Source organism: Bradyrhizobium tropiciagri (genome assembly GCF_018130505.1).
Classification (GTDB): Bacteria; Pseudomonadota; Alphaproteobacteria; order Rhizobiales; family Xanthobacteraceae; genus Bradyrhizobium; species Bradyrhizobium tropiciagri_B.
In genome coordinates this window covers 96,154-115,348 of the sequence record NZ_JAFCKH010000001.1, presented here as the reverse complement: position 1 = coordinate 115,348, position 19,195 = coordinate 96,154, and the positions used below count along the sequence as shown (strand labels likewise).

General features: G+C 64.4%; 15 protein-coding genes. 10 read left to right on the top strand and 5 right to left on the bottom strand.

Going from position 1 to position 19,195, the window contains the following annotated elements; genetic code table 11:
* Positions 1–163: 163 nt before the first annotated feature.
* From JQ633_RS00480 to JQ633_RS00455, 6 genes are all read left to right on the top strand, one after another.
* Positions 164–301, top strand: a complete 138-nt coding sequence (locus JQ633_RS00480) for a hypothetical protein (RefSeq protein WP_211981228.1) — start codon at positions 164–166, stop codon at positions 299–301.
* Between the two features lie 256 nt (positions 302–557).
* Positions 558–1,847, top strand: a complete 1,290-nt coding sequence (gene oxlT / locus JQ633_RS00475; RefSeq protein WP_211981227.1) for an oxalate/formate MFS antiporter — start codon at positions 558–560, stop codon at positions 1,845–1,847.
* A 239-nt stretch (positions 1,848–2,086) separates the two neighbouring features.
* A complete protein-coding gene (gene oxlT, locus JQ633_RS00470; RefSeq protein WP_211981225.1) occupies positions 2,087–3,415 on the top strand; it encodes an oxalate/formate MFS antiporter in 1,329 nt (442 codons plus the stop codon).
* Between the two features lie 281 nt (positions 3,416–3,696).
* Positions 3,697–4,161 carry a CBS domain-containing protein gene (locus JQ633_RS00465; RefSeq protein ID WP_211981224.1) on the top strand — a complete coding sequence of 155 codons (465 nt, stop codon included), beginning with the start codon at positions 3,697–3,699 and terminating at the stop codon, positions 4,159–4,161.
* A 250-nt stretch (positions 4,162–4,411) separates the two neighbouring features.
* Positions 4,412–5,407, top strand: a complete 996-nt coding sequence (locus JQ633_RS00460; RefSeq protein WP_211981223.1) for an NAD(P)H-dependent flavin oxidoreductase — start codon at positions 4,412–4,414, stop codon at positions 5,405–5,407.
* Between the two features lie 175 nt (positions 5,408–5,582).
* Entirely contained in the window at positions 5,583–6,551 is a 969-nt protein-coding gene (locus JQ633_RS00455; RefSeq protein ID WP_211981211.1) for a zinc-binding dehydrogenase, read from the top strand.
* A gap of 206 nt (positions 6,552–6,757) precedes the next feature.
* On the opposite strand, the gene JQ633_RS00450 is transcribed toward JQ633_RS00455, so the two are convergent.
* Positions 6,758–7,756 carry an aldo/keto reductase gene (locus JQ633_RS00450; RefSeq protein WP_211981209.1) on the bottom strand — a complete coding sequence of 333 codons (999 nt, stop codon included), beginning with the start codon at positions 7,754–7,756 and terminating at the stop codon, positions 6,758–6,760.
* A 256-nt stretch (positions 7,757–8,012) separates the two neighbouring features.
* Here JQ633_RS00450 and JQ633_RS35570 point away from each other — a divergent pair, with 256 nt between their 5' ends.
* Positions 8,013–8,408 carry a DUF4339 domain-containing protein gene (locus JQ633_RS35570; RefSeq protein ID WP_211981207.1) on the top strand — a complete coding sequence of 132 codons (396 nt, stop codon included), beginning with the start codon at positions 8,013–8,015 and terminating at the stop codon, positions 8,406–8,408.
* Positions 8,409–8,529: 121 nt separating this feature from the next.
* On the opposite strand, the gene JQ633_RS00440 is transcribed toward JQ633_RS35570, so the two are convergent.
* A complete protein-coding gene (locus JQ633_RS00440) occupies positions 8,530–8,934 on the bottom strand; it encodes a DUF1330 domain-containing protein (protein WP_249158664.1) in 405 nt (134 codons plus the stop codon).
* A 121-nt stretch (positions 8,935–9,055) separates the two neighbouring features.
* Between JQ633_RS00440 and JQ633_RS00435 the strand changes: the two genes are divergently transcribed.
* The 3 genes from JQ633_RS00435 (at position 9,056) to JQ633_RS00425 (ending at position 14,344) form a co-directional block, all read left to right on the top strand.
* On the top strand, positions 9,056–10,033 hold the full coding sequence (locus JQ633_RS00435; RefSeq protein WP_211981204.1) for a LysR family transcriptional regulator: 978 nt from the start codon (positions 9,056–9,058) through the stop codon (positions 10,031–10,033).
* 296 nt (positions 10,034–10,329) lie between these two features.
* The gene (locus JQ633_RS00430) at positions 10,330–11,718 is read left to right on the top strand and encodes a cation diffusion facilitator family transporter (RefSeq protein WP_211981202.1); all 1,389 of its coding nucleotides are present in this window, start codon (positions 10,330–10,332) and stop codon (positions 11,716–11,718) included.
* A gap of 304 nt (positions 11,719–12,022) precedes the next feature.
* A complete protein-coding gene (locus tag JQ633_RS00425; RefSeq protein ID WP_211981196.1) occupies positions 12,023–14,344 on the top strand; it encodes a sensor histidine kinase in 2,322 nt (773 codons plus the stop codon).
* Positions 14,345–14,353: 9 nt separating this feature from the next.
* Here JQ633_RS00425 and mdoH read toward each other — a convergent pair whose 3' ends face one another.
* The 3 genes from mdoH to JQ633_RS00410 all read right to left on the bottom strand — a co-directional run bounded on the left by mdoH (position 14,354) and on the right by JQ633_RS00410 (position 19,012).
* A complete protein-coding gene (gene mdoH, locus JQ633_RS00420) occupies positions 14,354–16,474 on the bottom strand; it encodes a glucans biosynthesis glucosyltransferase MdoH (RefSeq protein ID WP_211981194.1) in 2,121 nt (706 codons plus the stop codon).
* On the bottom strand, positions 16,462–17,982 hold the full coding sequence (locus tag JQ633_RS00415) for a glucan biosynthesis protein G (RefSeq protein ID WP_211981192.1): 1,521 nt from the start codon (positions 17,980–17,982) through the stop codon (positions 16,462–16,464). The genes mdoH and JQ633_RS00415 overlap by 13 nt, the downstream gene beginning before the upstream one ends.
* A 133-nt stretch (positions 17,983–18,115) precedes the next feature.
* A complete protein-coding gene (locus tag JQ633_RS00410; RefSeq protein ID WP_211981190.1) occupies positions 18,116–19,012 on the bottom strand; it encodes a LysR family transcriptional regulator in 897 nt (298 codons plus the stop codon).
* Between the last annotated feature and the right edge of the window lie 183 nt (positions 19,013–19,195).

The window sequence follows — 19,195 nt, the reverse complement described above, 5'->3', positions numbered from 1 at the left end:
AGGTACTAAAGCACCCTCCCTTAGAGCCATTTTGCTGCATTGCACTCGCGATCATGCTGCTATGCAAACAAACGCGTTGTATCTGGCATCTGGTATACATAGTTTGATCCCAGACGATGAGACGGCGTCGCGCCGGCTCTCCGGAAAGTAAAGGGACAAACAGATGTCAAAGACCTCCGCTATCGCGCTCGCGCCGTCTTCCTCGCTGCTCGGCCGCCTGCTGGCCACCATCGACCGGCTGCTGATGAAGAGCGCCGAGATCTCGAACCGCAACGGCGATCTGCCGCGGTTCGGCCTCTAAGCACAAGCGAATTCGGGAAACGCAGGGCGTCCGATCATTTGCGCCGCGATATCCCCGCCAGCATTAAACCTTCGACCAATGGCCCCGATTTTCGGGGCCATTTTCGTTCGCGTTGGACTAGTCTTCTACCCACAGGCACCGCTGCGGCATATGCGCACAACGGGCCTGCGACAGCTTGAACCTTGGCATAACAGATACCAAGATGGCTGCACGCGCTCACAATCACAATCACGACATGCGCGCTTTGGGAGGATCTATGTCGGACATGGTGCAGGCAACTGCGGCACCCACAGCCGCGCGGGTCAGCGATACATATCGCTGGACGCAACTCGTCATCGGCGTCGCCGCGATGGTGATGATCGCCAATTACCAATATGGCTGGACGTTCTTCGTCCCCGACATCCAGAAGAAATTCGGATGGGATCGCGCATCGATCCAGTGGGCCTTCACGCTGTTCGTGCTGTTCGAGACCTGGCTGGTCCCGGTCGAAGGCTGGTTCGTCGATAAATACGGCCCGCGCCTCGTCGTGCTGATCGGCGGCATCCTCTGCGCGATCGGCTGGGCGATCAACGCGCAGGCGACCACGCTGAACGGCTACTATCTCGGCATGATCATCGCGGGCATCGGTGCCGGCGGCGTCTACGGCACCTGCGTCGGCAACGCGCTGAAGTGGTTTCCCGACAAGCGCGGACTTGCGGCCGGCATCACGGCCGCGGGCTTCGGCGCCGGCTCGGCACTGACGGTCGCGCCGATCCAGGCGATGATCAAGGACTCCGGCTTCCAGACCACCTTCCTCTATTTCGGTCTCGGCCAGGGCATCATCATCGTGCTGCTCGCCTTCTTCCTGCTGTCGCCGAAGCCCGGCCAGGTGCCGCAGGTGGTGCAGAACGCCAATCTGCTGCAGACCCGGCGCAACTATCAGCCGACCGAAGTGCTGCGTCAGCCGATCTTCTGGCTGATGTACTTCATGTTCGTGATCGTCGGCGCCGGCGGCCTGATGGTGACGGCCAACCTGAAGCCGATCGCGGCGGACTGGAAGATCGACAACGTGCCGGTCACGCTGTTTGCGGTGACGATGACCGCGGTGACTTTCGCGGCGACCATCGACCGCGTGCTCAACGGCCTGACGCGTCCGTTCTTCGGCTGGATCTCCGACATGATCGGCCGCGAGAACACGATGTTCATCGCCTTCGGCATGGAAGGCATCGGCATCTACGCGCTCTATCTGTTCGGCCACGATCCGGTCTGGTTCGTGCTGCTGTCGGGCTTCGTGTTCTTTGCCTGGGGTGAGATCTACTCGCTGTTCCCCTCGACCTGCACCGACACGTTCGGCGCCAAGTTCGCCACCACCAATGCGGGCCTGCTCTACACCGCAAAGGGCACCGCGGCGCTGCTGGTGCCGATCGGCAACTACATGCAACAGACGTCGGGGAGTTGGGACACGGTGTTCATCATCGCCGCCGGCGCCAACATCCTCGCCTCCCTGCTCGCGATCTTGCTGCTCAAGCCATGGCGCAAGGTCGTGGTGGAGAAATCGACCGTCTAGCAATCCTCCCGATCACGACGATGAAGCGCCCGGCCGAGTGCCGGGCGCTTTCGTTTGTGCAGAACCCGAAACGCCTCGGAGAGGCCGGCCCGCGCCTTCATTTTTGGTGCATTGCAGCAGAAGAACAGGCTTGCATTCTGGAATATGGTATACCAACATCCGCCGAACGCTTGCGACGATAAGCCACAATAATTGCGACACTGGGTCACACAAGACCCGCGCGGTTTCGGGAGGACTTGATGGTTTCCAACACTACCGCCAGCACGCCGGCACAACCCACATCCAGCGGCTTCCGCTGGCTCCAGCTCGTCATGGGCATCGTCTGCATGGCGATGATCGCGAACCTGCAATACGGCTGGACCTTGTTCGTCGATCCGATCGACGGCGCCCATCACTGGGGCCGCGCCGCGATCCAGTTCGCCTTCACGATCTTCGTCGTGACCGAGACCTGGCTGGTGCCGGTCGAGGCCTGGTTCGTCGACAAATACGGTCCGCGCATCGTCATCATGTTCGGCGGCGTCATGATCGCGCTCGCCTGGGTGCTGAACTCCTACGCCGACTCGCTCACGCTGCTCTACACCGCTGCGGTGTTCGGCGGCATCGGCGCGGGCGCGGTGTACGGCACCTGCGTCGGCAACGCGCTGAAGTGGTTTCCTGACCGCCGCGGTCTCGCCGCCGGTGCGACGGCCGCGGGCTTCGGCGCCGGCGCCGCGCTGACCATCGTGCCGATCGCCAACATGATCGCCTCGAGCGGCTACCAGACCGCGTTCTTCGATTTCGGCATCGGCCAGGGCGTGATCGTGTTCCTGCTCGCCTTCTTCATCCGCAAGCCCGACGTCTCGATGCCGCCGAAGAAGAAGCAGCTCAACCTGCCGCAGACCAAGATCGACTTCACGCCGCCGCAGGTGCTGCGCAGCCCGATCTTCTGGGTGATGTATCTGGTGTTCGTGATGGTCGCCGCCGGCGGCCTGATGACGGCGGCGCAGATCGCCCCGATCGCGCACGACTACAAGATCGCCAACACGCCGGTGACGCTCGCCGGCTTCCAGATGGCGGCGCTGACCTTCGCGATCTCGCTCGACCGTATCTTCGACGGCTTCGGCCGCCCGTTCTTCGGCTGGGTGTCCGATACGATCGGTCGCGAGCACACGATGTTCATCGCGTTCGGCACGGCGGCGCTGATGCTGCTGACGCTGTCGACCTGGGGCCACAATCCGCTGGTCTTCGTGCTGGCGACCGCGGTGTATTTCGGCGTGTTCGGCGAGATCTACTCGCTGTTCCCGGCGACCTGCGGCGACACCTTCGGCTCGAAGTTCGCGACCACCAACAACGGCATGCTCTATACCGCGAAGGGCACCGCCTCGCTGCTGGTGCCGGCCGCCAGCATCATCGCCACCAATTACGGCTGGCAGGCGGTGTTCGTGGTCGCGGTCGCGCTCAACGCCACTGCGGCGCTGATGGCGCTGTTCGTGATCAAGCCGCTGCGCCGCGCCTTCATCCTCGGCAACGAGGCGCGTGCCGAAGCTGCGACGGCAACCAGCGCCGAGACCAACGCCAAGACAGCCTGATCAAGACGGCCTGATATCCCTGCTCCCGGTGCTCTCCTCCGGGGCGAACTTGAGGCGCACCTTTGGGTGCGCCTCTTTCTTTCAGCGGATCAGGGATGCCAGATACCAGAAGGGAAAATCGCCAGCTGGCGCGCCTCTTAATATTTTCGCCTGAGATCAACCGAAATGTCAGCAAAGCTGCCTATTTCGGTTCGTTCTTGATGGTAGATTCTGCTCATGCCCATTGACAATTGGTATTTTGTATACCAGACTTGTCTGATCAACAAGCAAGGGAGGTTGCCATGCAAGTCGGAGATATTCTGCGCAAGAAGACCCCTCGCGTTGCTACGGTTCGCATGAATGAGACCGTCGCGATCGCTGCGCAACTGATGCGCGCCAGCAATATCAGCGCACTCGTCGTCAAGGATGTCGTGCGCACCGAGGGCAACACTCCGGTCGGCATGTTCACCGAACGCGACGTGGTGCGGGCGATCGCCCAGCACGGCGCGGCCGGCGCCAACATGCGGGTGTCGCAGTTCGTGTCGGTGCAGCAGCTCGTCTCCTGCACATCGACCGACACGCTCGCGCATGTCCGCCATCTCATGAACAAGCACCACATCCGGCATTTGCCGGTCATCGACAATTACAGCCTGATCGGCGTCGTCAGCATGCGCGACATCTCGGCGGCGTTCGACGAGGAAGCCAGCGCAGCGGTCACGCCGGCGGTTTCGACCTATCAACCGGCCCAGCAGTCGCTGCCGACCTGACGAGCATCACTTCGGCTTTGCATCTCCGCCGAGCGCTGTGACGCGCCCGGCGCTGAACCGATAGACTACAACTCAACTCAGGCCCGCCCTCGCCGACCTGCCGCGCGCCCCGCTGTTTCCGCATGGGCGCGCCGCCGGAGCTCGGTAGACATTTGCCGGACCGGACGGCATCCTTTCGTTCGAAACGCCAAAAACAACCGTGCGCGGCCTGTCCGCGTCGCGGAAAATTCGAACGGAAACCGAGGGCAGAATGATCAAGACACGTTTCACCGAGATGTTCGGCGTCGACCACCCGATCGTGCAGGGCGGCATGCAATGGGTCGGGCGCGCGGAACTGGTGGCCGCCGTCGCCAATGCCGGCGCACTCGGCATGATCACGGCGCTGACCCAGCCGACACCCGACGATTTGCGCAAGGAGATCGCGCGCTGCCGCGAGCTGACCGACAAGCCGTTCGGCGTCAACCTCACTATCCTGCCCGCGATCAAGCCGCCGCCTTACGCCGAATATCGCCAGGCCATCATTGAGTGCGGCATCAAGATTGTCGAGACCGCCGGCAACAAGCCGCAGGAACATGTCGACGAGTTCAAGAAGCACGGCATCAAGGTGCTGCACAAATGCACCAGCGTCCGCCACGCGCTGTCCGCCGAGCGGATGGGCGCCGACGCGATTTCGATCGATGGCTTCGAATGCGCCGGCCATCCCGGCGAGGACGACACCCCCGGCCTGATCCTGATTCCGGCCGCCGCCGACAAGGTGAAGATCCCGATGATCGCCTCCGGCGGCTTCGGTGATGCCCGCGGCCTCGTCGCCGCGCTCTCGCTCGGCGCCGAGGGCATCAACATGGGCACGCGCTTCATGTGCACCAGGGAAAGCCCGATCCATCAGCTGGTGAAGGAGCGCATCGTCGCCAATGACGAGCGCGAGACAGAATTGATCTTCCGCACCATGCGCAACACCTCGCGCGTCGCCAAGAATGCGATCTCGACCAAGGTGGTGCAGATGGAGAAGGAAGGCGCCAAGTTCGAGGACGTCCGCGAGCTGGTCGCCGGCGCCCGCGGCAAGATAGTCTACGCCACCGGCGACGCCGACGAGGGCATCTGGTCGGCCGGCCAGGTGCAGGGCCTGATCCACGACATCCCGTCCTGCGCCGAACTCATCTCGCGCATCGTGCATGAGGCCGAAGCGATCATTCGCGAGCGGCTGGAAGGCATGCTGTCCGGCGCCAGGCGCCAGGCCGCGGAGTAGAGCCGCGCGCTCAATTTATCACCCGTCACCCTGAGGTGGCCGCTTCTTCAGCGGCCCTCGAAGGGTCGACGGCCCGACTGGGGCCGTGCATCCTTCGAGGCTCGCAAGAGCTCGCACCTCAGGATGACGGAACCGAAACCTTTTCGAGTTCAACAAAACAAACGAGAACAATCCCATGAAAGCCTATGTCTACGGCGCCAACGGCCCCGAAATCACCGACGTCGCAAAGCCCGCGCCGAAGGGCACGCAGGTGCTGGTCAAGGTCCATGCCTGCGGGCTGAATCGCGCCGATCTCGGCATGACCAAGGGCCATGTCCACGGCGCGGCCGGCGGTGTCGGCACCGTGCTCGGGATGGAATGGGCCGGCGAGGTCGCCGAACTCGGACCAGATGCCAAGGGCGTCAAGGTCGGCGACCGGATCATGGGCTCGGGCGGCGCGGCATTCGCCGAATATACGCTGGCCGATCACGGCAGGCTGTTCCGCGCGCCGTCGAACATGAATTTCGACGAGGCCGCCACCCTGCCCGTCGCGCTCGCCACCATGCACAACGCCGTCGTCACCAATGGCGCGCTGCAGTCGGGCCAGACCGTGCTGATCCAGGGCGCGAGCTCCGGCGTCGGGCTGATGGCGATGCAGATCGCGAAGTTCAAGGGCGCGAAGCTCGTGATCGGCTCGTCGACCGACGCGATGCGCCGCGGCCGGCTGAAGGAGTTCGGCGCAGACATCGCGGTCGACTCGAAGGATCCCGGCTGGGTCGATCAGGTGCTGCAGGCGACGGGCGGCGAAGGCGTCGATCTGATCGTCGATCAGGTCTCGGGCCCGGTCGCCAACCAGAATCTGAAGGCCACCAAGGTCAAGGGCCGCATCGTCAATGTCGGCCGGCTCGGCGGCACCCATGGCGACTTCAACTTCGACCTGCACGCGGCGCGCCGCATCCAGTATATCGGCGTCACCTTCCGCACCCGTACCATCGAGGAGATCCGTGAGATCTTCGAGGAGGTGCGCAAGGACATCTGGCCGGCGGTCGAATCCCGCAAGCTGCAGCTGCCAATCGACAAGGTCTACAAGTTCGCCGATATCGGCAAGGCGTTCGAGCACATGGAAGCAAACCAGCATCTCGGCAAGATCGTCGTGACGCTGTAGCGATTGCGTAGGATGGGTGGAGCGCAGCGATACCCATCAACTTCGTGCCGCGCATTGAGACGATGGGTTTCGCTTCGCTCTACCCATCCTACGAACTGTAGCGATTGCGTAGGATGGGTGGAGCGCAGCGATACCCATCGACTTCGTGCCGCGCATTGAGACGATGGGTTTCGCTTCGCTCTACCCATCCTACAGCCGCACCGCGATCACCGCGCTTCGCCGGAAAACCCTCGCTGCAATTCCGACAGCCGATCCAGCGCAGCTTGCGGTAGCGGCCCCTTCCCGGCCGCGGCCAGCGCATCGTCGAATTGCTGCGGCGTCGCCATGCCGACCAGGACGGTGCCCATCGCCGGGTGAGACAGCGCAAACCGCGTCGCGGCCTCGGTCAGGCTGGCGGCGAACCCTGCTTCGACGAGCGGGATGAGGCGGCGCGCGCGGCCGATATCGGCATCGTAGCTCATGGCTGAACCGATCGGCTCGGGCGCCGGCCCCGCGATCGGATGCCGTTCGGCCGAGCCGGACAACGCACCGCCGGCCAGCACGCGAATGCCGACGACACCGACCCCGGCCGCCGCCGTGCGATCGAACAATCGCCCGTAATCCTGCGCCGGATAATTCGGCGGCAGATCGATCGCGGCCGACGGATTGAGCATGTTGTAGACGATCTGCGCGCTGCCGAAGACGCCCGCATCGATCACATCTCGTAGCGCCGCCGAGTCGCCGACCGCCGTCATGCCGAGGAAACCGATCTTGCCTTGCTGACGCAGCCGCTCGAATGCCGGCACCACGTCATCGAGCACCTGCCGGACGCTCAGCGCCTCACCACCGCCTTGCTCCGTGATCGCATTGTGCAGATGAAAGATGTCGACCCGCTCGAGGTTCAACCGCTTCAGGCTGCCCTCGAGCGACGTCCTGACCGCCTCGGTGACGCGGCCGAACTCACTCGACGGCAAACGGACCTTGGTGCCGACAACGACGTTGTCAGGCTTCAGCCTTTGCAGAACGCGGCCGAGATTCGTCTCGGACTCGCCGCCGCCGTACTGCACCGCCGTGTCGAAGTAGTTGACCCCGGCCGCGATCGCCCGCGCGATGGTCCGCTCCTGCTCGGCCGGATCGCCGCGCACCATGAACCCGCCAACCGCGCCGCAACCGAAACCCAGCACCGAGAGCTTCAGTCCCGTGCGCCCAAAGACCCGCATCTGCATCGCCGTTCCTCCGAGGATGGCGAGAGTATGCGGGGAGAAGCGGCATTGGCTCAAGGTCGATGCCCGCCGGGATGAGTCTTCCTGGGTTGCGGAAAACTCAGACGCGAGCAGTCTGACGTTTGCACTACCTATCCTTGCAAAACTCTGGATTTAAGCTATCTTCGTATGCTACCGGGGGTTTTTCGGGTGTTGTGCACGATCGCGAGAAGTGTCGTTGCAACCTGATTTTTCATGAAAAACGTTTAGGGGCGCAAGAGTGACCGAAGAAGTTTGGTACATTTCGCGAAATGGGCAACAGCTCGGTCCCATGACACGACCGCAGATCGACGAATTTCACTCGGCAAACAAGCTTGCGCCCGCGGATCTGGTATGGACCGCGTCACTTGGGGAATGGAAACCGGCGTCCAGCGTTTTCAGATTTGCTGCGGGTGCCGTTCCGCCACCACCGCCTCCGCCTGTTCCGGCCCAGTCGCAACCAAGTCAGCAAACCACCATCGTCGAGGGCGGCTCATTCAAATTCGGCACATTCGTGTGGGTGGTGCTTGGCCTGTGCATCCCCATGTGGCCAATCAGCCTGCCGATCTGCTGGTTCTTCGCATATCGCTCCTACAAGAAGCCCAGCATCCAGACAGTCCGCACAATAACTCACTAAGCATCATCACAAGCCGGACCAGGCCATCGGCCGTAGGATGGGTCGAGCGAAGCGAAACCCATCGCTCGTCTCCGCGCGGTGAGGCGATGGGTTTCGCTTCGCTCTACCCATCCTACAGGCACTAGTTGGCGACGGCGCCCTCGACGGCGAATGTGTGGTAGGTGGCGTATTTCTCGCCGGCGGCGCGGACTTGCACGTAGGCTGGATCGTTGCGCCAGGCGCGAAGTGCTTCCATGTTCGGATACATGTAGATGACCACGCGCCGGGGTGGATCTCCATCGACCGCAACCACCTGCGAACCGGTTGCCGCCGCTCCCGCAGCCGCGACCAGCTTCCCGCCATGTGCCTTGATGATCTCCCGCGCCTTCGGGAGATATTCCCTGGCATAACCGGCCGGGTCCGTGACGTCGATTTGGCCGATCAGGTAGGCCGGCGGCCCGGCCTCGCTATGCAGTGCCTCGCTGCCGAGAGCGCCTAGCGCAGCACTCGTCAGAATGACGAGACCGATCCTGCATCCAGAATTCATGTGTGCCTCCTCGTGCTCTGCCGGTGCCGCAGCCAGCAGCCGGAGGACTCTCCACAGCAGCGCGAAATATGTCCAATGCATAAATTCTCTCAAATCCTATGCTGGAATGGTATAAGCGAACATGAACCTGCGACAGGCCCTCACGTTTCTGACCGTGGCCGAGCTCGGCACCGTCTCGAAGGCCGCCCTGCGGCTGCGGGTGGCCCAGCCCGCGCTGTCCAGGCAGATCATCGACTTCGAGCAGGAGCTTGGCTTGCGGCTGTTCGACCGGGTCGGGCGCCGGCTTCTGCTGACCGGTGAAGGCGAGCAACTGATCGAGGGCTGCCGGCTGCTGCTCAACAGTGTCAGCTCGCTGAAGGAGCAGGCCCAGCTGCTCCGTCAGGGCGATACGGGTGTCTTGCGGATAGCCGGGTCGCCGCAGCACATCGAGAGCGTGCTCTCACAGTTTCTCCACCGCTACGCCGCGCGATATCCACGGGTCGAGATCAGGATCAGGGAGGGTACCGGCAGCGAAATCTTGGCGATGCTCGAACGCGGCGAGATCCATCTCGGCCAAAATCTGCTGCACGCGGTCAGACTGAACGAACAGCACTTCGGCAGTCTTCCGCTTGGATCTGTGCAGCTGCTGGCGGCCTGTCATCCCGCGATGCCGCTCGGTCCCCACCGCACCATCGAGATCGCCGACCTCGCAGACCTGCCGCTGCTGCTGATGGATAGCGGTTTCGGATTTCGCCGGGCTTTCGATGCGGCAAGCCGGATGGCAGGGCTGAAACCGGCGATCAAGTTCGAGAGCCGCAACCCGCACACCCTGCTGGCACTCGCCGAAGCCGGGCACGGCATCGCCATCGTTCCTTCCCAACTACAGTGCTGGCGTTACAAACTGAGGATCGTCGGTCTCACGCACAGACGCCGCGCGTTGCAGGAGCCCCTGACCATCTCGTGGGACAAGCGGCGCCCACTGCCCCGTTTCGCGACCGACTATTGTGCGATGCTGGCCGAACACATGCGCGCGACTTTTCCGATCACGCGCCCGACCGAGCCCGGGATCGCAAGGGGCCGCCGGCTTCGTGCAAAACGCGCCCCGCGCAAGGGGAAATGACGGAGTGCTGAAATGCGAGCTTGCGCGCGCAAGCGTAGGATGGGTGGAGCGCAGCGATACCCATCAACATTGTGCCGCGCGGCGGGATGATGGGTATCGCCGCGCTCCACCCATCCTACAGGATCTCATCGGGGCGCGAGTGTTGCGATCCGTATCGCGAACAGGACTGATGAATCTGCGCGAAACGGTTTCTGAATTCGGAATAGTTCGCAACACCGTTGCTGTTGCAAGTGAGTTGCGATTGCGCATCGCACGCGACACTTGATGTTCACCTAGTCCCTGCTAGACAGCCGCCCATGACATCGACCAGCACCAGCGCCCCCAGCACCAAGACCTCCGTCGCCGCCATCTCGATCCTCGCCAGCGGCGGCATGGCGGCCGCGAAATTCGTCGTCGGCGTCGCGATCGGCTCGCTGGCGCTGATCTCCGAGGCGCTGCACTCCACGATCGATCTCGTCGCCACCATCATCACCTGGGCGGTGGTGCGGGTGTCGGACCAGCCTGCGGATGCCGAGCATCACTACGGCCACGGCAAGTTCGAAAGCGTCTCGGCGCTGTTCATCATCGCCCTGCTCTACGTGCTGGCCGGCGGCATCCTGGTGCAGGCCTACAGCCATCTGCGCGAAGGCACGCCGCCGCCCTCGATATCGGCCGTTCCCTTCGTCGTGCTCGTGATCGACATCCTCGTCAACCTCTGGCGCGCCCGCGCGCTGCACCGCGCGGCGCGCGCGACCAAGAGCCAGGCGCTCGCCGCCGACGCGCTGCATTTCGCCTCCGACGTGATGGGATCGATGGCTGTCATCGTCGGCCTGGTGCTGGCCGGGCTCGGCTTCTGGTGGGGCGATGCCGCGGCCGCGATCGCGGTTGCGGTCATGATCGCCCTGCTCGGCCTGCGCATGGCACGCGAGACGGTCGAGACGCTGCTCGACCGCGCGCCTGAAGGTGCGCAGGAAAAGGCTACCGCGGCGATCGCGGCCGTGCCCGGGGTCGTCGGCGTCGACCGCCTGCGCGTTCGCATGGTCGGCGCGACGCATTTCATCGACGCGATCGCCACCGTGCCGCGCACCTACCCGATCGACCGCGTCGAGGAGATCAAGCACAAGGCGCAGCAGGCGGTGTCGAAGGCGTTCGGCGACGCCGACCTCACCTTCACCGCGGTTCCGGTCGCGCGCGACAATGAGAGCGTGCGCGAACGCATCATGGTGATCGCGCGCAATTCCGGCGTCGCCATCCACCACGTGACCGTGCACGATCTCGGCGGCAAGCTGACCGTCAGCATCGACCTCGAGGTCGACGGCGAGATGGAACTGACCGCGGCGCACGACATCGCCCACGATCTCGAGCGCGCCATCCGCGAGGATTTCGGCGAGGACGTCGAGGTCGACACCCATATCGAACCGCTCGAGCCCGAGCTGCCGCACGGAACCGACGCCGCGCCCGACCGCGTCGAGGCCATCAAGGCCGCGCTGACCACGTTTGCCGCCGGCGGCGCGATCCACGACATCCATAACGTGCGGGTCCGCGACACCGACGCCGGCGAGATCGTCAACTTCCATTGCCGCGCCACGCCGTCGATGAGCGTGATCAAGGTGCACGACAGCGTCGACGAGATCGAACGCGCGCTGCGCCGAGCGTTCCCGAGCATCAAGCGCGTGATCAGTCACGCCGAGCCGGCGCGCGACTGAGCATGATCCGGACCCGGAGGGCCGCGTCAGCGCAAAGTGCGAAGCGGTTTTCCCTCGCGACAAACGCGAAGCGCTTGCGCGGAGATCATGCTCGAACAAGAGACTCTGTAGTTCTACGGAGCCGTTCTTGTTTCGGACTCAATTCGCGCGTACCGATTCTGTATTGAGCAAGAATTATTTCGCATTAACGAATCGTTGACTCTCGACAGCCCGAGAAATCTGGATTCAAATCATGATGATTCGGATGCAACGTGGGGAGCATCCGGACCGGGTAAAACAGCAGCTTAGAGTGGGGGTCTAAGGCATGGCGCGCGCGCATGCAGCGAACGCGTGCGTCCAATCCGATTCGATCAAGGGATTGGCGCAGTCGATCGCGAAACCGGCCTATCACAGGCTCTTGACGGCCGAGCCTGCACTGCGCCGCGCTGTGCCTACTCTGATCATCGCCTTCCTGATCACGATCTGCCTCGGCGCCTTCGTCCAGGTCATCGACCAGAACCGGCAGAAGCGCGGCGCGATGAAGCGCGACCTTGCCGCGCTCTCCGACATCCTCGCCGAACGTCTCGACCGCGTCACCTCGGTGCGCCGCGACCGGATCGCCAATATCGAGCGCATGCAGGACCTGCTGCCCGACCTGATTCCGTCCTGGGGCATCGCCTTGGGCCGCCACGTCATCATCACCGGCACCGATCATCGCGTGCTGGCGCGCGTGCCGATCGACGGCCTCGGCGGCAGCGATCGCGTGCTCGACATCATCTCGACCGCGCAGCTCCTGGTCGCGCCCGGCCAGCAGGGCGTGGTCAGCGACATGACGCTGCCCGGCGGCACCGGCGCGCTGGCGATCTCGCGGCTGGTCAAGTCGCTGCCCGGCCAGGTCGTCGTGATCCAGGAGATGAACGAGCCGATCTGGGGATCGGACGCCGCGCTCTCGATCACGCTGTCGGCGACCACGAGCTTCGTCGTGCTGATCCTCGGCTTCGCCTTCCACTGGCAATCGACCCGCGCCCGCGAGGGCGATTTGATCAACGACGCGGTACGCGGCCGGATCGACACCGCGCTCAACCGCGGCCGCTGCGGACTGTGGGACTGGGACCTGTCGCGCGGCCGGATCTTCTGGTCGCAATCGATGTTCACGCTGCTCGGGCTCGACACCCGCAACGACCTGCTCACCTTCGGCGAGGTCAACGCGCTGGTGAATTCCGACGACATCAACTTGTTCGACATCGCCGACCAGCTGATCTCGGGCAAGATCGACCACATCGATCAGAGCTTCCGCATGCGCCATGTCGGCGGCCACTGGATCTGGCTGCGGGTGCGCTGCGAGCTCAGCCACGCCGCGGCCGACGGCGGCCTGCATTTGATCGGCATCGCGGTCGACATCACCGAACAGAAGAGCCTCGCGGAGAAATCGGTCGAGGCCGACCTTCGGCTGCGCGACGCGATCGAGACCATTCCGGAAGCCTTCGTGCTGTGGGACGCCGACGACCGCCTCGTGCTCTGCAACTCGCATTTCCAGCGCCTGCACCGGCTGCCGGATTCCGCCGTGGCTCCCGGCACCTCCTATGAGACCGTGATCGAGGTCGGCAGCATGCCGGAGGTGCGCACCCGACTGCACGAGAGCGGCCTGCCGGCGCCCGGCGCGCGCACTTTCGAGGCGCAGCTCGACGACGGCAGCTGGCTGCACATCAGCGAGCGCCGCACCAAGGACGGCGGCTACGTCTCGGTCGGCACCGACATCACCCGCATCAAGGCGCACGAGCAGAAGCTGGTCGACAATGATCTGCGCCTGCGCGCGACGGTGATCGACCTGCAGCGCTCGCAGTCCGAGCTGGAGCGGCAGGCCGTCGAGCTCGCCGACCTCGCCGAGAAGTATTCGCAGGAGAAGACCCGCGCCGAGGACGCCAACGCGGCGAAGTCGAAATTCCTGGCCAACATGAGCCACGAGCTGCGCACGCCGCTCAACGCCATCATCGGCTTCTCCGAGATCATGGGCAGCGGGCTGTTCGGCACGCTCGGCTCGGACAAATACCAGGAGTACTGCAACGACATCCTGACGTCGGGCAAATATCTGCTCGAGGTCATCAACGACATCCTCGACATGTCGAAGATCGAGGCCGGCCGCATGAAGTTCGACATGGCGCCGCTCGACCTCTCCGGCATCCTCGCGGAATCGATCCGCGTGGTGTCCGGCCGCGCCGAGGACAAGCAGTTGTCGCTGGAGTCCGATATCGAAAGCACGATCTCCGTCGTCGCTGACCGCCGCGCGGTCAAGCAGATCATCGTCAACCTGCTCTCCAATGCGGTGAAGTTCACGCCCGACCAGGGCCGCGTGCTGGTGCGCGGCCAGATGCTGCACGACTCCATCGTGCTGCTGATCGCCGACAGCGGCATCGGCATCGCGCCGGATTCGCTGCGCCGGCTCGGCAAGCCGTTCGAGCAGGTCGAGAGCCAGCTCACCAAGACCTACCAGGGCTCCGGGCTCGGCCTTGCGATCGCCCGTTCACTGACCAATTTGCACGGCGGCTCGATGAAGCTGCGCTCCAGGCTCGGCGTCGGCACCGTGGTCCGCGTCACGCTGCCGCGCGATCCGCACATGCCCCTGGCGAGGCTGCCCGAGGCGGCGTAAAACCCCGCACTACTTCGCAAGCACGCCGGCCAGCAGCGCGCGATCGCCGAGCACGGCGAGCGTCTCTCGCGGCGTGAGATGATCGACCGCCTCGTCGAAGCTTTCGCTCGCCTCGATTCGCGCACGCGCCAGCGCGAGATGAAGATCGATGTCGCCCGGACCGTTGCGCTTCGCCGGCGGAAGCGAAGAGAGATGACGCTGCAGCAAGCCGGTTTCCCGCCGCAACGTCGCGAGCGCCGGCGCCGACGCGCAGGCGCGCGACGCGGCGAGCTCGTTGGCACGGACCAGCACCCGCGGCGGCTGCACCTCCTCCGGCGTCACGAACAGCCCGCGCATCGCCGGCGTCGCCGTCCACGCTCCGATCGGGATCGCAAACAGCAGGCCGACGATCACCGGCGACATCCACAGCAGCAGCGGCAGCGACACGGCGTAGGCGGCAGCCGCCATCGCGACGCCGCAGGCGGTCGGGATGCCGTATTTGCGATAGAGCTCGCGCCGCTCGACCGCGCCGTCGTCACGCCGCTGGGTCTGCCAGCCGGCGTCACGGCCGAGCAGGATCTCGACCACCGCAATCGACTGGAACACCATCATCACCGGCGCGACCAGCGCCGAAATCAACAGCTCGGCAACGACGCCTGCAAAGGCGCGAAAGCCGCCACCGAATTGCCGGCGCATCTCCCGCCTCGCCAGCAGCAGGACGAAGCCGAGCAGCTTGGGCACGATCAGCAGCGCCATGGTGAGGCCGAACACCCACGCTGCGAGCACGGGATCCTGCGCCGGCCAGTTCGGGAACAGCGAGAATCCCTTCGGAAAATACTCCGGCAGGATGAAGCGGGCCTGCAGCGAGATCAGGATTCCGAGCAGCAGGAACGACAGCCAGAGCGGCGCGGTGATGTAGGAGCCGATCCCGGTCATGAAATGCAGCCGCGAAATCCAGTGCAGGCGGCGCGTGCCCAGCACCGCGAGATGCTGCAGATTGCCCTGGCACCAGCGCCGGTCGCGCGCGGCGAAATCCAAGAGCGACGGCGGCACCTCCTCGAAACTGCCGCCGAGCGCCGGCGCCATGTAGATGCCCCAGCCGGCGCGCCGCATCAGCGCCGCCTCGACGAAATCGTGGCTCAGGATGTGGCCGCCGAACGGCTTGCGTCCGGAGAGCTCGGGCAGCCCCGCCTGTTCGGCGAAGGCCTGAACCCTGATGATGGCATTGTGTCCCCAGTAATTGCCTTCGGAGCCGTGCCACCACGCGACGCCGGCGGCGATCATCGGGCCGTAGAGCCGGCCGGCGAATTGCTGCAGGCGGCTGAACAGGCTGCGTGCGTTGACGATCACCGGCAAGGTCTGGATCAGCGCCGCCGCCGGATGGCTCTCCATGGCATGGACCATCCGCACCATGGTGTCGCCCGACATCAGGCTGTCGGCGTCGAGCACGATCATGAACTGGTAGGCGCCGCCGAACCGCGTGATCCACTCGCCGATGTTGCCGGACTTCCGCGCCGTATTGTCGGCGCGATGCCGGTAATAGAGCCGCTCCTTGCCGCAGGCCTCGCAGAGTTCGAGGAACGCCTGCTCCTCGGCGACCCAGATATCGGGGTCGCGGGTGTCGCTCAGCACGAACCAGTCGAAGTTTTCGGCCTGTCCGGTCGCCTCGACCGACTCGTGGATGGCGCGCAGCCGCGCCATCAATTGCTGCGGGTTCTCATTGTAGGTCGGAAGCAGCACCGCGGTCCGGCTCACCAGCGGCGGCAACGGGCCGGCGTCGGGGATCGGCAGCGCATTGCCCTGGCGCCGCAGCAGCACGAAGAAGCCGGCCAGCGCCGAGGCGAACGAGAAGGCGATCCAGGCGAGCAGCGCGACGAACAGCACCAGCACCATGCCTTCCATGATCGTCACGCCGCCGACCTGCACGACCATGTACATCTCGTAGGCGCCCGCACAGGTCAGCGCGGCCGTCAGCACCAGCACGGATGCGCGACGCATCGTCATGCGCGTGCCGATCGACACCGGCTGTCCCACCGCGCGCGGCGGCCGGCCGAGATCGGCCGCCGACATCGCAAGCGGGTTCTCGCGCGGAAGGAAGCCGTCCGCCGCCTTCGCGATACCGGTGGCGGGCGACGTGACTACGGCGCCCATCGATAGACCCAGATCTCGGACAGCGGCTTGTCGTCCTGGGCCAGATGGGCCCGCAGCTCGATCGGCTCCTTCTTCACGGCGCACTGGAAGCTGAGCCGCCAGCCGCCGGTATTCGGGTTCGGCTGCGAGACGATGTTGGTGATCTCGGCCTTCTCGGCGCTTACGACGCCCTTGATGCTGGCGGGATCGAGGCCCTTCAGATTGTCGCCGAACAGGTCCAGCACGAACAGCTTGCTGTTCTCGCCGCGCGCGCCGATCCCGGTGCGCGTGAAGCGCGCCAGCGAATGCGGCTTCGGCGCGTCCGGTCCCCAATGCAGGCGATAGGTGAGATTGGTCTCGCTCTTGGCCTTCAGCGGCACCTTCGGCCGCCAGAACGCGGCGATGTTGTCGTGGATCTCTTCCTTGGTCGGAATCTCGAACAGGATGACCGCGCCCTCACCCCAGTCACCGATCGGCTCGACCCACAGGCTCGGGCGCTTCTCGAAGCGCGATTCGATGTCCTGATAGGCGAAGAAATTCTTCTCGCGCTGCATCAGCCCGAAGCCGTGCGGATTGACGTCCTGGAACGTGGAGACCTGCAGATCGCGCGGATTGCTCAGTGGGCGCCACAGGCTCTCGCCCTTGCCGTTGTAGATCGCAAGCCCGTCGGAATCGTGCACCGAGGGACGAAAATCATCGACCTCGTTGCGATCGTTGGGCCCGAAGAAGAACATGCTGGTCATCGGCGCGAGGCCGGCGTGCTCGAGATCGGCACGCGGATAGATCGATGCCTCGACATCGAACACCGTGGTCTTCCCCGGCCTGATCGTGAAACGATAGCTCGCCGCGCAATTCTTGCTGTCGAGCAAGGCATGAATGACCAGCGACGTCGCATCGGGCAAGGGCCGCTCGAGCCAGAACGCCTTGAAGAAAGGAAACTCCTCGCCCTTCGCCTCCCCGGTGTCGATCGACAGGCCGCGCGCCGACAGGCCGTAGGTCTCGCCTGCGGCAACGGCGCGGAAATAGCTCGCGCCCAGGAAGACGCAGACCTCGTCCTTGTAGTCCGGCTTGTTGATCGGCGCGTGGATGCGAAATCCCGCGAAGCCGAGATCGCTCTCGGCGAAGGCGGGCACGTTCTCGCCGAACGTGAACTCGTCCTTGCTGTAGCGGATCGCACTCGCCTTGCCGTCGGCCACCTCGAAGATGGCGACCCTGTTCTTGTAGAAGAAGCCGCGATGGAAGAACTGCGCTTCGAACGGCAGCTTCCTGTCGCGCCAGAGCGCGCGCTCCGGCGAGAAGCGGATCGACCGGTACTGATCGTAGGTCAGATCCTTCAGGCCGTTCGGCAGCGTCTCGTCCGGCGCCTCGAAAGATTTGGCGGCGAGATTGCGGGCAAGCTCTCTCACCATGGACGCGCTGAAAGGAGTATCCGGCGGGTTCCCCGTCGCCGCAGCGGCGGCCTCGCGCCGTGGCAGGAGCAAAAGCGTCGGCAACACGGCCGATCCGTGAAGGAGTTGACGGCGATTCAAAACATCTCCTGCTGGCTGGTCGGAACGCCGCAATGAAACCGACAAGCCGGCGGAGAGTTCCGCCGCTGCGCAAGCGCGAGAAAATTGTCTGAAGCAGGAACCGCCCTGAAGGAACCCGGCAGAATGCCGGGTGCTACGCCGTCTCCAGCGTCGGCGCGACTTCGCGCGCGACCTGCACCAGGGCCGCGATCAGCGGCGTCATCGGATCGCGCTGCGGGATCACCATGCCGATGCTGTAGTTCACCAACGGATCGACGATCGGGATGCTGCGCACGGCATTGGCGAGCCCAAGTGTCTCCGCGAGCTTGGCCGGCATCACGCTCGCCCAGCGGCCGGTCTTCACATGGGTGTACAGAACCAGCAGCGAATTCGAGGTCAGCGTCGGCGTTGCCTCGGCGCCGACCGACGTCAGGGCGCGATCGATGATGCGGCGGTTCTGCATGTCTGGTGTCAGCAGGCAGAGCGGCACGGTGCCGACCTCCTTCCACGTCACCTGCTTGCGATCGCCGAACATCGCGTCCGGCGCCGTCAGCAGCCGATAGCTCTCATTGTAGAGCGGAATGGTGCGCACCTTGCCGATCGGCTCGTTCTCGATATAGGTCAGCCCGGCATCGACCTCGAGGTTCTCCAGCAGGCCGAGCACGTCCGCGGACGTGCAGGACTGGATGCGGAAGCGCACCTCGGGATGCCGCGCGCGGAACGGCGTGGTCAGGGAGGCCACCATGCCGAGCACGGTCGGGATCGCGGCGATCCGGATCTCGCCCGACAGCTTGTCCTTGAGGCTGTTGATCTCCTGCTTCATCGCCCGCGCGTCGCCGACAATGCGACGCGCCCAGTCAAGGGTCCGTTCACCTTCCGGTGTGAATCCCTGGAAGCGGGATCCGCGCTGCACCAGCATGACGCCGAGAATTTCCTCGAGCTGCTTGAGGCTGGTCGACATGGTCGGCTGGGTCACGCCGCAGGCCTCCGCCGCTCGGCCGAAGTGCCGCTCCTTGGCCAGCGCCAGCAGTAATTCCAGCTTGTCGATCAAGGATCAAACCCCATCAGAAACGGTGTCCCAACACTGTCACACGTACCACGATCGCGGCGCGATCCGTAATCCCAAAGCGCGTCCGAAGTCCGTGATTTCCAATCATTATTGCGATTATAAATCAATCAATTGAACAAAGCTATTAATCGCCTTTCGCAATCGCCGCATGAGACAGCTTTATTG